The sequence below is a fragment of the Kitasatospora sp. NPDC001095 genome, assembly GCF_053598615.1.
Genome location: NZ_JBSFKQ010000018.1, coordinates 99,011 through 114,208, shown reverse-complemented (window position 1 = coordinate 114,208; position 15,198 = coordinate 99,011). Strand labels below are relative to the sequence as shown.

General features: G+C 74.2%; 11 protein-coding genes and 1 pseudogene. 6 read left to right on the top strand and 6 right to left on the bottom strand.

Translation table 11 applies throughout. From position 1 onward, the window contains the following. Together ACWDBB_RS18085 and ACWDBB_RS18080 are read left to right on the top strand one after the other, a co-directional pair. The coding region (locus ACWDBB_RS18085; RefSeq protein ID WP_449790528.1) for a hypothetical protein at positions 1 to 720 on the top strand (720 nt) is incomplete at its 5' end. A gap of 704 nt (positions 721 to 1,424) precedes the next feature. After that, entirely contained in the window at positions 1,425 to 1,934 is a 510-nt protein-coding gene (locus ACWDBB_RS18080) for a hypothetical protein (protein ID WP_449790530.1), read from the top strand. 75 nt (positions 1,935 to 2,009) lie between these two features. Here ACWDBB_RS18080 and ACWDBB_RS18075 read toward each other — a convergent pair. Continuing rightward, positions 2,010 to 2,255: pseudogene (locus ACWDBB_RS18075) on the bottom strand (S1 RNA-binding domain-containing protein); the annotation flags it as partial. 179 nt (positions 2,256 to 2,434) lie between these two features. On the opposite strand from ACWDBB_RS18075, the gene ACWDBB_RS18070 reads away from it, so the two are divergent. After that, positions 2,435 to 3,517 (top strand): alpha/beta fold hydrolase, encoded by a 1,083-nt coding sequence (locus ACWDBB_RS18070; protein ID WP_449790527.1) that lies wholly within the window; start codon positions 2,435 to 2,437, stop codon positions 3,515 to 3,517. Here the strand turns inward: ACWDBB_RS18070 and ACWDBB_RS18065 are convergent. The 5 genes from ACWDBB_RS18065 to ACWDBB_RS18045 are packed head-to-tail and all read right to left on the bottom strand — an operon-like array spanning position 3,507 to position 10,014. Next, positions 3,507 to 4,796 carry an NAD(P)/FAD-dependent oxidoreductase gene (locus tag ACWDBB_RS18065; RefSeq protein ID WP_449790526.1) on the bottom strand — a complete coding sequence of 430 codons (1,290 nt, stop codon included), beginning with the start codon at positions 4,794 to 4,796 and terminating at the stop codon, positions 3,507 to 3,509. The two genes, ACWDBB_RS18070 and ACWDBB_RS18065, sit on opposite strands and share 11 nt — an antisense overlap. Next, positions 4,796 to 5,572, bottom strand: a complete 777-nt coding sequence (locus tag ACWDBB_RS18060) for an ABC transporter ATP-binding protein (protein WP_449790525.1) — start codon at positions 5,570 to 5,572, stop codon at positions 4,796 to 4,798. The genes ACWDBB_RS18065 and ACWDBB_RS18060 overlap by 1 nt, the downstream gene beginning before the upstream one ends. Continuing rightward, entirely contained in the window at positions 5,569 to 7,446 is a 1,878-nt protein-coding gene (locus ACWDBB_RS18055) for a dipeptide/oligopeptide/nickel ABC transporter permease/ATP-binding protein (RefSeq protein WP_449790524.1), read from the bottom strand. Before ACWDBB_RS18055 ends, ACWDBB_RS18060 begins: the two co-directional genes overlap by 4 nt. A 1-nt stretch (position 7,447) precedes the next feature. Beyond that, positions 7,448 to 8,416 (bottom strand): ABC transporter permease, encoded by a 969-nt coding sequence (locus tag ACWDBB_RS18050; protein ID WP_449790523.1) that lies wholly within the window; start codon positions 8,414 to 8,416, stop codon positions 7,448 to 7,450. A 14-nt stretch (positions 8,417 to 8,430) separates the two neighbouring features. Continuing rightward, positions 8,431 to 10,014, bottom strand: a complete 1,584-nt coding sequence (locus ACWDBB_RS18045) for an ABC transporter substrate-binding protein (RefSeq protein ID WP_449790522.1) — start codon at positions 10,012 to 10,014, stop codon at positions 8,431 to 8,433. A gap of 277 nt (positions 10,015 to 10,291) precedes the next feature. On the opposite strand from ACWDBB_RS18045, the gene ACWDBB_RS18040 reads away from it, so the two are divergent. The 3 genes from ACWDBB_RS18040 to ACWDBB_RS18030 all read left to right on the top strand — a co-directional run bounded on the left by ACWDBB_RS18040 (position 10,292) and on the right by ACWDBB_RS18030 (position 15,125). Beyond that, positions 10,292 to 11,980 (top strand): DUF885 domain-containing protein, encoded by a 1,689-nt coding sequence (locus ACWDBB_RS18040; protein WP_449790521.1) that lies wholly within the window; start codon positions 10,292 to 10,294, stop codon positions 11,978 to 11,980. A 312-nt stretch (positions 11,981 to 12,292) separates the two neighbouring features. Continuing rightward, a complete protein-coding gene (locus tag ACWDBB_RS18035) occupies positions 12,293 to 12,640 on the top strand; it encodes a DUF5132 domain-containing protein (protein WP_449790520.1) in 348 nt (115 codons plus the stop codon). Positions 12,641 to 12,827: 187 nt separating this feature from the next. Then, positions 12,828 to 15,125 carry an ATP-binding cassette domain-containing protein gene (locus ACWDBB_RS18030; protein ID WP_449790519.1) on the top strand — a complete coding sequence of 766 codons (2,298 nt, stop codon included), beginning with the start codon at positions 12,828 to 12,830 and terminating at the stop codon, positions 15,123 to 15,125. The last annotated feature ends 73 nt before the right edge of the window (positions 15,126 to 15,198 follow it).

Genomic DNA, 15,198 nt, shown 5'->3' with positions numbered 1-15,198 from the left:
GTCGCGACCCAGCAGTACGAGGGCGCGCAGTGCCAGCGGATGCTCTCCATGGCGCAGGGCACCCTGGAGCGCAAGGACGCCTCCGGCTGGAAGGCTATGCCCTCGCTGAGCCAGGGCGGCGGCATGGACTACGCCGGCACCGGCAACGACGCGGCCTTCACCCTGGCCGCGGGCGAGAGCCGCACCGTCGAGTACCGGATGGTGCTCGACCGCGGCAACCAGCCGGGCCGACTGCTCGTCGAGGCCGACGCCGTGACGCCGTCCACCTCCCAGGTGCTCACCAAGGGCGTCGTGACCACCTCGGTCGTCGACAGCCACCGCCCGGCAGTGGCCTCCGCCTCCAAGCCCTCTCCGCTCGTCATCGGCAAGACCCCCACCGAGTTCACCTTCAAGGTCACCTCGCCCGACGGCCCGGGCCGGCTGCGCCCGACGGTGTACCTGTCCCTGCCCGCCAGCGAGGGCCTGACCGGGCAGGACGTCACGGTGGAGGCGAAGGTCGGCAACGAGTGGAAGTCCTTCGAGGTGACCGAGGACTGCAACGGGCGGCTCGGCGTGGCGCCGGCCCAGCTGGAGGGCGTGATGAAGGGCAACCCGGTCGAGTACACCTTCCGGGTCGGCCTCAAGCGGGCCCCCGCCGCGCCGGTAGGGATCGAGGTCGGCGGCGCCTCGGACGGCCACTACGGCGCCATCACCACCCTGCGGCCCACCGTCCGGAACTGACGCCGCAAGCCCGCACCTGAAGCCGAGGGGCCAGGCCTCCCGCTGCCCGGGAGGCCTGGCCGCCCAGGCCAACCAGGAATGGTGGTTCGAGCCCGTCGGTTCCGCCTACTACGTCAAGAGCAACGTCAACGGGGCGTACTGCCTGTCCCGCACCGCGCCGGACGCCCAGGGGCAGGTCGCCTGGTACCTCCTTGCGGCCCGCAACGCCAACCCGTTCCGCCTCTGACCACCGCCCTCCCCCCGCTCGAAGGGCCGGCCCCCCGCCGGCCCTTCGACGCGTTCCCGAGCGGTGGCGCCCGCGCCGGGGCGGGCCGACGGCCGGACCCCGGCTCGGACGCTCCGGCCGCCCGCCCGCAGGCACCGGTGACGAAGGCGGCGAGGAGAACTGGTCCAGGGCGTACAACCCGACGACCCGGTCGCCCTTCGGCCGGGCACCGCTACGTCGGACCGGCGAGCAGCTCCTTCACCACGTCGATGCCGACTTCGGAGGTCTCCACCCAAGTGCCGGGCACCGCCCGAGACATGGACGCGGCCCGACAGGTGGGTTCGGTGGATCGGACTCACCGACGCGGCGCGGCGCACGGTCGACCGTGGCGCCCGCCCGTGAGTGCCTTCAGCTCGGGGGCCGAACCGTGCGCAACCCGCACCGATCCCCCCAGGGGAGCGGTACGTTGATGCTGCCGACTACGAGGAGAACCACCGACGTGACCATCGACCAGGCTGCCCTCGGCAGCGCCGTGAAGGCCGTCGCCGCCGCCGCGCGCGACGATGATGTGGCTGCGCTGTACCAGGCCGTGATGCCGCCGACGGGCGTGGACACTCCTCCCGGCGAGGCCGCCCAGTGGTTCGGACTGCTCCTTGTCCATCTGGCACTCACCGCCGCGAACGCTTCGAAGCTCGAACAGGGCTGCTCCCGGGAGGCCGTGTCGGCGTGGATCGGGGAGGCGCTGGGCCCTGCACCCACCCCGGCACGGTTGCGTGCCGGGGATCCTGTCCGCATCGACCACGTCGAGGCGGTGAGCGCCGCGGCGGACTACTCCCGGTGTCACGAGTATGCCGTCGACCTGGTCCGGTTGGGCCTGACCGACCCGGACGCGGCACCGGACGAGCGGGGCGTCGACGCCCACTGCGCGGTGACGAACGACAAGAAGACGCGGATCATCGTGATGGCGATGCTCGGCCGCCTCGCCGCCGATGCCGGCGGGCGAGGTTGACGGCAAGGCTTCGGTGGTGTGCGGGCGCAGGGGCCGCAGGGCGATCAGGGACAGGACAGCCTGCCCGCGCCTCTCGGCGTCGACTCCGAGGACCGCCGTGGTCACCCGCTGCCCGGTCGTCACGGCCTCGCCGCAGGAGGAGATCCACTTCCACGAGACCTCCGGTGGTGGGATGAAGCCCACCGAGGGTTCGGGGGCTCCGTCAACGTCGACGAACACGCCGAAGGTCTCGATCGAGGTAACCACTCCCGAGCGTTCTTCGCCCCGACGGAGTGTCGCCAGGAACTCCTTGAGCGCCGGGGAAGGCAGCGGATGGGTCACGGCTGTGACCCTGTGCCACCCCTACTTCGGTGGGCGACCGGCTTGGGCGTTCGATGCGTCGGCGCAGGTCGGGGCGGTTGAGAGGAAGAGGAAGGCGCGGGAGGCGCCGGCCTCGTGCTGGACGGCCCGGGGGAGGATACTGGCCAGGATCGGTTTTCGACTGCCCTCGCGGAGGACCGATGCGCCAGGACGGACGGGTCGCGGACTCCCTGCTCGCGCTGTTGAGCCGGGACTGGCTGGGAGTGCCCGTCGCGGTGCTGGTGGTGGCAGTCGGGGGCCTGCTGGTCGGGACGGGGGCGGCCTGGGCGGTGGCGCTCGGTGGCCTGGTGATGGCCGTCGGTGTGCTGCTGGCGGCGGGAGCCGTGCGGCACCTGGTGCTGGTGGCCCGCGGGGCGCGGGGGAATCCGCCGCCGGGGCGGCTGGTGGACGTGGGCGGTCACCGGATGCACGTCCTCGCCGAGGGGGAGGCGGGGGGCGGGCCGACGGTGGTCTGGGTGCCCGGCGGGCACGCCCCGGGTGAGGACCTCCGGGAGCTGCACACGATGCTGGCGGCGAGGGCCCGGTCGGTGCTGGTGGACCGCCTCGGGACGGGCTGGAGCGACGTCGGGCCGTTCCCGCGGACGACGGCGGCCGAGGCGCAGGAGCTTCCGGCGGCGCTGGAGGAGGCGGGGGAGCGGGCTCCCTTCGTGTTCGTCGGTCACTCCTTCGGCGGGCTGCTGGTCGCGAACGTGGCCAGGCGTCGGCCGGACCTGGTGGCCGGCCTCGTGCTGCTGGATCCGACGCCCCTGGAGGTGATCGCCTTCGCGCCGCCCAACCGGCAGCTGGCGGCGATGCGCCGTGGCCTCCTGCGGACGGCGGTGCGGCAGCTGTTCGGCGCCCGCCGCGGCCCCGGGCTCAGGACCGGGCCGGCCTGTGCCGCCGCGTCGGTCTTCGCCGAGCTGTCGCCGTCCGGGCTGGCGCGAGTGGGTTGGGAGACCGTGGTGTACGACGGTGACCTCGGCGACCTGCCGCTGGTGCTGGTGATACCGCGGGACCTCGTGGGCGGTGAGGCGGTGCTGGCCGGTGCCCGGGACGCGGCCGAGGCGGAGCGGATCAGCCGCTTCTACCTCCGGAGCAGGACGCGGTACCTGGCGGCGTCGACATCGTCCCGGCTGGTGTACACGCCGGAGGGGACGGGCCATGACTTCCCGCACGAGGCGCCCGAGTTCGTGGTCGGTGTGGTCGAGGACCTGGTGCGGGAGCTGGGCGCGGTCAGCCCATGACCGTCCGGGCGGAGTCGGGTCGCAGCGGGCGCAGGCGGGAGTAGGCACCCAGGTCGACGACGTTGCCGGTGTGGTCGCAGCGGTGGCGGACCGGGGTGCGGTCGTGGTCGTGGCCGGACTCGACCGCGTCGATCAGGGCGGTCAGGTAGCGGCCCACCAGCGGGGCGTTCTTGAACTGGTTGCCGCTGGTGCCCATGGCGACGTAGTAGCCGGCCAGGGCGGTGCGGTCGTAGATCGGGGTCCAGTCGTCGGCGACGTCGTACACGCCCGCGATCCCGAGGGGCCGGTTGGGGACGCCGATCTCCGGGAAGCGGCGGGCCGCCCGGGTGACCTGGGTCCGGAAGCGGCGGGCGGTCGGGCGGGGGTCGGCTTCGTCCGGGTCGTCGATCCACTGCGGCGGGTCGCAGGCCGGCTCGGTGCCGCCGACCAGGAGCCGGCCGCCGGGGGCCGCTCGGAGGTAGGTGCCGAGGTCGAGGTCGGCGACCACCGGGCCGAAGCCGGGGGCGGTGACCTGGTGCACCTCCTCGCGCAGCGGCCGTACACCGACGGTGAAGTCGTCGCCGACGCCGGCCAGCCGGTTGAGGCCGCCCGACCACGGGCCGGCGGCGTTGACCACGACCGGTGCGGCGATCCGGGTGCCGTCGGCCAGCCGTATGCCCGTCACCCGGCCCGCGGCGCGGTCGACGGCCACCACGGTGTGGTGGAACAGGAAGCGCGCGCCCAGCTCGCCCGCCGCGTCCGCGAGGTTCTGGGCGGCGAGCTGCGGGTCGTCGACGAACCCGGCGTCCGGGGTGAAGAGTGCGCCGAGTTCGCCGGAAGGCGCGTCGAAGAACGCGTCGTCGTCCACGGGTTTCGGCGGCCAGTACCGGCCGGCGTCGATCCCGGGCAGGTGGCGGCGCAGCGCGCCGGCGTCCCACCGTTCGTACGGGACGCCGGCGCGGTCGAACAGCGCGGTGACGGCGGACGGGTCGGCGGCGGGGGAGTCGAGCAGGACGACGCCGGTGCGGTGGAAGGCGGCGAGCGGGCGGTGGCCGGTGAGCCGGAGGTGCTCGGGCCAGGACGTCCAGAGGTGTTGGGCCTCCCAGGCGGTGGCGACCCCGTCGAAGGTGGAGTAGTTGAACCGGATGATCGCGCTGGAGGCGCTGGTGGAGCCGTGGCCGGCGGCGCCCGCCTTGTCGACGACGGTCACCTGCCGTCCGGTGCGGGCGAGTTCGAGGGCGATGGCGGCGCCGATCACTCCGGCTCCGACCACCACGGCGTCCGCTGGGCGACTGGGCATCAGGACCTCCCGGAGGGCAGGCGGGGCACGGCGTCGAGCAGCGCCCGAGTGTAGGGGTGCCGCGGCGTGCGCAACAGGGCCTCGGTGGGGGCGGTTTCGACGATCCGGCCGTCCCGCATGACCGCCAGCACGTCGGAGACGTGGCAGACCGCGGGCAGGTTGTGGCCGATGAACAGCATGGACAGGCCGAGCCGCCGCTGGAGGTCGCGGATGGTGTTGAGCACGGCGGCCTGCACCGACACGTCCAGGGCCGAGGTGATCTCGTCGGCGATCAGCAGGCCGGGCTCGACGGCCAGGGCACGGGCGACGGCGACCCGCTGGCGCTGGCCGCCGGACAGCTGGTGCGGCAGGCGGTCCGCGAACTCGGGGCCCAGGCCGACGAGTTCGAGCAGGGCGGGGACGCGTTCGGCCCGGGCCGGCCGGTCGAGCCGGTGGAAGGAGGTGGCCGCTTCGAGGAGCGTCCGGCGGACGGTCATCCTGGGGTCCAGTGCGGTGTCCGGGTCCTGGAGGACGATCTGGACCAGTCGGCCGAGCCGGCGCCGGTCGCCGACCGTCCGGACCCGGACCTCCCGGCCGTCGAGCAGGACCCGGCCGCCGTGCACGGGCGTGAGACCGACGATCGCGCGGGCCAGGCTCGACTTCCCGGAGCCGGACTCGCCCACGAGCCCGAGCGTGGTGCCGGCCGGGATCTCCAGCGAGACCCCGTCGACGGCGGCGACGGGGCCGTACGGGCCGTGGTGGCGGACGGTGAGGTCGAGGAGCTGAAGGGTGGTCATGGGGCGAGGACCTCCACCGGCGCCGGGTTCCAGCACGCCACCCGGTGGTCCGCGTCGAGCTCTCCCAGCGGCGGGGCCTGTTCGGCGCAGTGGTCCCGGCGGCGCGGGCAGCGGGGCTCGAACGGGCAGCCCGGGGCGGGCGCCAGTGGGTCGGGCGGTGCGCCCTGCACCGTGGGCAGCGGCCGGTCGCGGTCCGCCGCGAGGTCCGGTACCGACGCGACCAGGGCCCGGGTGTAGGGGTGCCGGGCGCCGCCGGCGAGCCGGTCGGCGGGCAGCGACTCGACGACGGCCCCCGCGTACATCACGAGGACGCGGTCGCAGAACTCGCCGACCAGTGCGACGTCGTGGCTGATGAACAGGACGGCGGCGGAGGTCTCCCGCCGGATGTCGGACAGCAGCCGGGTGATCTGCCGCTGCACGGTGACGTCCAGCGCGGTGGTCGGCTCGTCGGCGATGACCAGGCCCGGTCGCAGCATCAGCCCGGCGGCGATCATCACCCGTTGGCGCTGGCCGCCGGAGAGCTGGTGGGGGCGCGAGCGCAGCAGTTCGGGGGGAAGGGCGACCTTGCGCAGCGCGTCGGCGGCCTCCGACAGCGCCTGGGCACGGCTCGCGCCGCGGTGCGCCCGGACGGCCTCGGTGAGCTGGGTGGAGATCCGCAGGGACGGGTTGAGCGCGGAGGCCGGGTTCTGGAAGACCGTCGTCAGGCCGGTCGCGAGGTGGCGGTCGCGTTGCTTCGGCGTCATGGTGGCGAGGTCGGCGCCGAGCAGCCGGAGGGTCCGCCGGGTGACGCGGGCCCGTTCGGGCAGCAGGTCGGCGATGGCGAGCGCGGTGAGCGACTTGCCGGAGCCGGACTCGCCGACGAGCCCGACGATCTCGCCGGGGCGCAGGGAGAGGCTCACGTCGCGCACCGGCCGGATCATCCCGCCCGGGGTGGGGAGTTCGACGCTGAGGTCCTCGACCTGGAGCACCAGGCCGTCCTCGGCGGACACTCCCCCGGCCTTCGGTCGGGGGGACCCGCATGGGGCGGTCGGCGGCGCGGGTGTACGGGGTGCCGGGGTGCGCCGGGCGACGCCGCCGGCCAGGACCTCGCCGAGCAGTTGGAACGTCACCGCCGCGTAGAGGACGGCCAGACCGGGGGCGAGCGCGGGCAGGGGGTCGGCGTAGATCCGGTCGAGTCCCTGGTTGAGCAGCTGCCCCCAGTCGTAGTCGGGTGGTTGGACACCCAGGCCGAGGAAGCTCAGCCCGGCGAGCGCGACGAGGGCGGTGCCCGCGGCCGTGGTGGTGGCCAGCAGCAGCGGTTCGGCGATGTTCGGCAGGACGTGCCGCCACAGCAGCCGGTGTCGGCGCAGGCCGAGCACCCGGGCCGCGGCCAGGTGGTCGGTGCCGGCGACGGCGGCGGCGAGCGTCTGGGCGAGCCGGGCGAAGCCGGGGACGCCGGCGACGGCGAGGGCGAGCACCGCTCCGGCGGCGCCCGCGCCGAACACGACCGCGAGGAACATCGCGACCAGCAGCGCGGGGAAGGCGAGGAGCAGGTTGATCAGCGCGGTGAGCAGCCGGCGGGCGCGGTGGCCGACCACGGCGGTGGCCGCGCCGAGCAGGACGCCGCCGGTGGCGCCGAGCAGGGTGGCGGCCAGGGCCAGCAGCAGGGATGGCCTGGTGGCGGTCAGGACCCGGGCGAGGACGTCCCGGCCGAGGTTGTCGGTGCCGAACGGGTGGGCGGTGGAAGGGCCCTGGAGCACCGCGAAGGGGTCGGGACGGTCGGCCGCGGTGCCCCACAGGAGCGGTGCGACCAGTGCGAGGACGAGCAGCGAGGCCAGCATGACCGCCGAGGTCCAGGCCATCGGTGAGCGGAGGTGCCGGGTGGGAAGGGACATCTCAGCTCTCCCGGATCGTGGAACGCGGGTCCAGCACCGCCAGCAGCACGTCGACCAGGAGGCCGGAGAGCAGCACGGTGGAGCCCAGGATCAGCACCATCGCCTGGATCACCGGGTAGTCCTGGCTGACCACGGACTGGGCCATCGCCGAGCCGATGCCGGGCCAGGCGAACACCTTCTCCACCAGGACGGTGCCGGCGATCATGGCGGGCAGCAGGCTCCCGGCGACGGTGAGCGCGGCGGTGGCCATGTTCGGCGCGGCGTGCCGCAGGTAGCGGCGGGCGGGGGACAGCCGTTTGCCGCGTGCGGTGCGCAGGTAGTCCTCGCCCAGCACCTTCAGCGCCTCCACCCGGACGATGCGCACCAGGACGGCCGTCGGCGCGAGGGCGAGCGCGAGGACCGGCAGCACGAAGGACTCGGCACCCGCCGCGCCGGCCACCGGCAGCAGCTGGAGGCCGACGGCCAGCAGTGCGGTGAGCCCGGCGGCCAGCACGAAGTCCGGCACCCCGGCCAGGCCGGCGGTGAGCACGGTGAACGCCAGCTCGCTGCGCGGGCGCCGGCCGTCGCGGGTGCGGACCGCGGCGAGCAGCCCGCCGGGCAGGGCCACGGCGAGGGTGACCAGGAAGGCCAGGCCGGCGATCTCCAGGGTGGCCGGCAGCCGGGTGCGGACCAGCTCGGCGACCGGCGTGCCGGTGACCAGCGACGTTCCGAGGTCGCCGTGGACGAGGCCGCCCAGGTAGTGCCGGAACTGGGTCGGGAACGGTACGTCGAGGCCGAGTTGGTGTCGGCGCGCGGAGACCAGGGCGGGGGCGGCGTCGACACCGAGGGCGGCGCGGACCGGGTCGCCGGGGACGAGGCGGATCATCGCGAAGGAGGCGGTGAGCACGATGACGAGGGAGAGGACCAGTCGGGCGGTGCGGCGGCCGAGGAACGCCGTCCAGGGGTTCCGCAGCAGGCGGGGCAGGGACACGGTCGGCCTCCCGGTCACCGGTGGAGGCGGATGCTGGTGGGGACGAGCTGGCCGCCGAAGGTGGTGGTGAAGGTGGTGCTCCGGCCGTACACGGTGCTCCGGCCGTCGGCGATCGGCAGGGCGTCGGCCGAGCGGAAGAGCGCGGCGGCGGCCCGGTTCCAGGTGCCGCAGCCTTCGGTGTCCTGCTCCCGGAGGGCCTGGGCGACCAGGGCGTCGTACTCGGGGTCGGTGACGCCCGCGAAGTTCAGCCCCTGGGAGGGGGCGGGGCCCGAGAAGAACGGGATGAAGCCGACCGGCAGGGCGAAGCCCGGAGTGGTGCCGACCACGACGTCGAAGTCGCCGGTCTGGTACATGGCGTTGACGAGGGCGGGCAGGCTCTCGGTGACGAGCTTGACGTCCGCGCCGAGCGCCGTCCAGGTCCGGGCCATCAGCTCGGCGGCGGGTGGCAGGGTGGGGCCGAGGTCGGGGCTGGTGATCAGGCGCAGCCGCAGCGGTCGGCCGTCCTTGGTCAGCCGGCCGTCCGGCCCGCGGGCCCAGCCGGCGGCGCGCAGGGCCTCGGCGGCGTCCTGGGCGGGCAGGTTGGCGTCGGCGAGGTCGGCGTGGCAGACGGCGCCCTCGGCGCCGAAGTCGCCGGCCGGGTGGCCGGTGCCGCCGACGGCGACGTTGGCGAGGCCCTGGCGGTCCAGGGCGGACACCAGGGCCCGGCGCAGTGCCGGGTCGGCGAGCGGGCGGCCGGGGCGCTGGTTGAAGAAGGTCAGCCCGACCACCGTCGCCACGTCCTCGGCGGTCAGGCCGTGGCCGGTGAGCCGGGCGCGGTCCGGCCCGTTCACGCTCGCGATGTCGATGCCGCCGGTGAGCAGCAGGTTCGCCGCGGTCGCCGCCTGGGGCACCACCGAGAGGACGATCCGGGCCGGCAGGCCGGGCGCAGCGGTGGTCGCCCCGGCCGGGCCCCAGCTGTAGCCCTCGCGGACGGTGAACTCGTAGGGCCCGCCGGGGGAGTAGCGGGTGAGCACGTACGGGCCGGTGCCCCGGGTGGTGCGTCCGAGCGACGGCGGATCGTCGAGCCCGGCGGGGCAGACGATCGGCAGCAGGCCGAGGGTGCGGGTGAGGAACGGGAAGGGCGCGGTGGTGGTGGCGGACACCGTGCCGGCCCGGTCGTCGGCGCTCGCGGTGAACGGGACGTTCGGCAGGACGGTCTGGGCACCGGCCAGCTGCTTGGCCGGGTCGCTCGCGTACGTCAGCGCCCGGGCCACGGCGGAGGCGGTGAGCGGGGTGCCGTCGGAGCAGGTGACGTCCGGGCGGAGGGTGAAGGTGGCCGTGGTGGTGGAGGCCTGCCAGGAGGAGGCGAGGCCGGAGACCACGGTGCCGTCGGGGGCGAGGTTGACCAGCGAGTCGTAGGAGAAACGGGCCTGACTGGCCCCGAAGGTGGAGTACGGGTCGAAGCTCGGCGTCTCGCTGGACGCGGCGATCCGGACGGTCCCGCGCTCCACGAGCAGAGTGCTCGTCGAGGACGGGGCGGCGCCCCCGCAACCGGCCGTCGCGAGGGCCAGTACGGCGGCGGTGAGGGAGCGGGCGGCCGACGGGGTGCGACGGGGCATGGGCGTCATGGTGCCACCGAGTTCTGTCCCTGGCGAGTCAACTCGCCTGCACAGTAAGCGTGTTCGAATAGCGCGTGGTGCAGGTCGGGGTCGGATCGTTCCTTCCCGGGTGACGCCTCCCGGAGGCCTCGGTCGGGACGGCCCGACGGGCCGGCACGGGGGTTCCGTACCGGCCGGCGCCGGTGCGCCCTCCGTCGCCTCACCCGTTCGAGGGACACGGGGGCTGCCGCCCCGTGGACCGGGTGGCAGGGCGGCCCGTCACCGCCACACTGGCCGCATGAGCGTGAGGACGAACGAGCCCGGCCATCTGGCGGACCGCTACTGGGAGTTCCTGCTGGAGCGCGAGCCACTGCTGAGAGTCCGCCAGGGGCTCCCGGTCGAGACGCTGCCCCCGGCCTCGCCCGCCGAGGCCGAGGAGCGGGCGCGGTTCGCCGAGGGGGTGCTGGCCGGGGTGCGGGCGCTCGACGGCGCGGAGCTGTCCGGCACGGATGCCGACACCGTCGGATTCCTCGCGGGGCTGGCCGAGCAGGAGGTGCGCGCCCACCGCTGCTACTGGCTGACACCCGCGGCCACGCCGTACCGGCTGTTCCCGCTGTCGCTCTACGTCGACGCGGTGTTCCGCCCGTTCGTCTTCGCCGGACGGGCCGACTGCGAACGGTACGTGTCGCTGGTGCGCGAGCTGGCCCGGGTGGTCGGCTCGATCGCCGACCGGACGGCGGAACAGGCCACCCGTGGCTTCCGGGTGGCAGCCCCGGCCCTGGCCGGGGCGCGCGCCACGCTCGTCGGCCTGCGGACCTCCGTGGCGCAGCGGGTGGAGGTGGACGACGGTCGGCTCCGCGGGCTGGGACCGGCCGAGCACGGGCACCTCAGGGCCGGCGTACGGCGGCTGGTGGACGGCGAGTTGGTGCCGGGCTTCGACCGGCTGCTCGCCCTCCTCGACGACCCGGACTACCGGCGGGAGGCGCCGCAGGAGGTCGGCTGGGCGCGCTACGAGGGCGGCGAGGAGGCGTACCGGGACTTCGCCCGGACCCACAGCGGGGGCGACACGCCGCCCGAGCGTCTGCACGAGCTGGGCCGCGAGCAGTGCCTGGAACTCGCCGAGCGGATGCGGGAGGTGCGCGGAACGCTGGGCTTCCACGGCTCGGAGGCCGAGTTCCACGAGCGGCTGCGCACCGAGCCCCGGCTGTACGCCCGGACCCCCGAGGAGGTCGAGGCCCGCTACCGGGGCTACCTCGACCGGCTCGCCCCGCTGCTGCCGCGCTGGTTCGCGGTGCTACCGGCCGCGCCGTACGGGCTGGCGCGGCTGGACCCGGCACTGGAGGCGGGGATGACCTTCGGGTACTACGAGCAGCCGACTCCGGCCGCGCCGGTCGGGCGCTACCGCTACAACGGGTCTGGCCTGGAGGGGCGTTCGCTGATCGGCGCGGCCTCCCTGATCCACCACGAGCTGGCTCCCGGGCACCACTTCCACCTCGCCCGGCAGGCGGAGAACCGCGCCCTGCCCCAACTGCGCCGCGAGGTGGCCGAGTTCGGCGCCTTCAACGAGGGCTGGGCCGAGTACGCGGCGGGTCTCGGCTGGGAGATGGGCCTCTACGACGATCCGTGGGACGCCTACGGGCGCCTCGCGCAGGAGCGGTTCACCGCGCAGCGCCTCGTCGTCGACACCGGGCTCAACCTCGGGACGATGGGCCTGGAGCAGGCCCGGGACTTCATGCGCGCCAACTCCACCGAGGCGGAGGGCCAGATCGCCTCGGACCTGCTGCGCTACGCGACGGATCTGCCCGGGCAGGCGCTCTCCTACCGGGCGGGGTACCTGGAGTTCGTCCGGCTGCGGGCCCGGACGGAGGCCGAGCTGGGCGCCGGGTTCGAGGTGCGGGCCTTCCACGAGGCGGTGCTGGGTGGCGGTGGGCTGCCGTTTCCGGCGCTGGGGCGGCGGGTGGAGCGGGAGGCTGGCAATCTGCATTGATCTGAAAATCGGATCATATGTTAAATCAATGGCTCCGCGTGTCACAACCTGCGGAAGGGGTGTTTTGTAAAGCACTCGCACGGGTGAATCTGCCGAGGATATTTGGCCCCGACGGGACCGGCTCGACTACGGTGACCAAGGAGCGGGCGGTGGAGCCCATCGACTGAGGAATTCGGCCCAGTAGGGAAATCCGGCACGGGAATCGAGAATTCCGGACATGGGTGCTTCGGCCCGCTCTGTTGTGCGTGCTCCGGAGTTCGCAGTGCCCCCGGGGTCCCCTGTCATCCGTCTGCGTAGAGAGGTTGGAGCATCATGCCGCCCGTAGTACCGCCCTTCCTGGTCGGCCTCATCGTCGCGCCACTGGCCAAGCGCCTCCTCAAGCCGCTGGTGCGCGGCGTCGTCAAGACGTCCGTCGGAATCGTGATGGAGGTGAAGAAGGCGGCCCACGAGGCCGGGGAGAACATCCACGACCTCGCGGCCGAGGTGGCCGCCGACATGGTGGCCGCGCAGGTCGCGTCCGACGAGCACCATCACCGGGCCGCCGAGGGCGCCACGCCGAACGGCGAGAAGGAGGACGAGGCCGTCCACCGGACCGAGCAGGAGGCGAGGGGCCCCAGGATCCGCGCGACCGCCGGCTCCGGCGCAGGCAAGACGAACTGACGCCCCCGCCCGAGCCGCCGCCTGGGCGCGTGTTCCGGTCGAACCCGGAGGATGTGTCCGAGCGGCGGGTCGGCCGTCGGCCCGAGGGCCGCACCGCATTCCCCTCCAGAATTCCCACTTCGTCGCAGTGCTCCGCCATGCCCAATGACGGCCCATCCGCGACCTCCGCAAACAGGTGATCGTACACATGCCATCTCTGCTGGGTGCCGCAGCCGGGAACCTCTCCGTGGATTCGGACGTGCGTCCGCGTTCGGTCGTCCCGGGGCGCCAGCGCTGGGACGTCAAGCCGGTCCTCGGGCGGCCCAGGACCGCCGAAATCCTCGCCGCCGCCCTACGGCGCGTCCCCGGGATCACCGAGGCGCAGGCAAGCCCGATCACCGGTGGGGTCCTCGTCCGGTACGACGCGCGGGTGCGCGCCGCGGACGTCGGCCGGATCATCCGCAGGGCGGTCGCCCTGGTCACCCAGGGGCCGGCCGGGACAGGCGGTCCGCTGCCGCCCCGGCCCGCCGCCGCACCGGCCCCGCGCCCGGACCGTGGCCTGGTCGTACGCCCGGTCCTCGCCGTCGGCGGCGGGGTGGCGGCCGGCGTCGCGCTGATCCGCGGGTCGGCGCTCAGCAGGCAGCTGGTGGCACTCGGCGGGGTCGCGGCCGCGACCGTGGCCGTCCTGCGGAGGGCCTGGCGCAGAACCGTCGACACGGCCGGCGAACTGGCCGGGCTCGGGGACGAACGCCACCCCCTGCTGGAGATCGTCGGACCACACCGGCGGCGGCTCCTGCGCGCCTCCGCGCTCTCGGTCGCCTGCCAGTTCTCGGAGATGGCGCTCGCCACCTTCCTCGGCTGGACCGCCCTGGTCCTCATCAAGGGCGAGGCCGCACCGCTGGTCCGCCTCGGCCTGACCACCGCCTCCGCCCAACTCTGGGGCCTGGCCGGGCTGGTGGCCGTCGCCTGCGCCGCCGTCGCGGGCCTGTCGTACTCCTCGAACCTCCAGTGGCGCGGGCTCGGCCAGGACATCGAGCACGACTGGCGCAGCCGCACCTACGACCACGTGCAGCACCTCGAACTGCGGCACCTGGAGGGCGAGCGGACCACCCGGATCGCCGGAGTGCTCACCGACGACGTCCGCCAGCTCGGCGCCTTCTTCGCCACCTCGGCCAACGACGTGCTGCAGATGGGCACCAGCCTGGCCGTCCTGGTGCCGGTGTTCCTGCTGCTGGCACCGCAGATCGCCTGGATCGCCTTCCTGCCCATCCCGGTCATCGCCTGGCTGTCGCTCCGCTACCAGGAGAAGGTCACCGCCGACTACGCCGTCGCCGGGGAGGACCGGGCCAGGCTGCACAGCCAACTGGTGAACACCCTGGAGGCCGGCGCCACCGTCAAGAGCTTCTGCACCGAGGACTACGAGGCCGGGCGCATCGACCGGCTGAGCGCGCGGGCCCAGGACAGCAACGAGCAGACCGACCGGAGCACGATCCGGCACGCCGAGACCGTCCGGGTCTGCACGACCAGCTCGATGGCCGGCACCCTGCTGATCGGCGGCCGGTCGGTGCTCGACGGCAGCCTGCGGTTCGAGGTGTTCAGCCCGCTGATCGGGCTGCCCCAGATGGTGCTGCTGCGGATGAACCGGCTCGGCGGCATCGTCGACCAGTACCAGCGCACCCTCTCCGCCTACGACCGGGTCCACCGGCTGCGCGCCCTGCCCGTCGAGGCCGAGGGCACCGGCGACCCGCTCGACACCGACAAGGTGCGCGGCGAGATCGTCCTCGACGACGTGACCTTCGCCTACCCCGGCCGGCCGCCGGTGCTGGAGGACCTCTCGCTGACCATCCCCGCCGGGCGGGTCACCGCCCTCGTCGGCGCCACCGGCTCCGGCAAGACCACGGTCGCCAAACTGCTGATGCGCTTCCAGGACGCGGAGTCCGGCAGCGTGCTGCTCGACGGACAGGACATCCGGGAGCTGCGGCGGCACGACCTGCGCCACGCCATCGGCTTCGTCGCCCAGGACCCGTTCCTCTTCGACGGCAGCATCGCCGACAACATCCGCTACGGCAGCTTCGGAGCCTCGGACGAGGCCGTGGTCAGGGCGGCCACCATGGCCGAGGCCCACACCTTCGTCGCGGCGCTCCCGGACGGCTACGACACCCTGATCGGCGAACGCGGCGCCGCGCTCTCCGGCGGCCAACGGCAGCGGATCGCCCTGGCCCGCGCGATCCTCAAGGACTCGCCGGTGGTGATCCTCGACGAGGCCACCTCCGCCGTGGACAACGAGACCGAGGCCGCCATCCAGCGCACCCTGCGCAGCTTCGCGGCCGACCGGACCATGGTCGTCATCGCCCACCGGCTCTCCACCGTCCGCCACGCGGACCGGATCTACGTCATGGACAAGGGCGGCGTGGTGGCCGAACAGGGCACCCACGACGAACTCCTCGCCCTGCACGGGCTCTACGCATCCCTCTGGCAGCTCCAGGCCGGCGAACTCGCCGCCTGACCACAGCGGCAGCGCCCGCCCGCCGACCGCGTGACGCCACCGCGGTCGGCGGGGCCCGGCGCGCCCTGCCCGC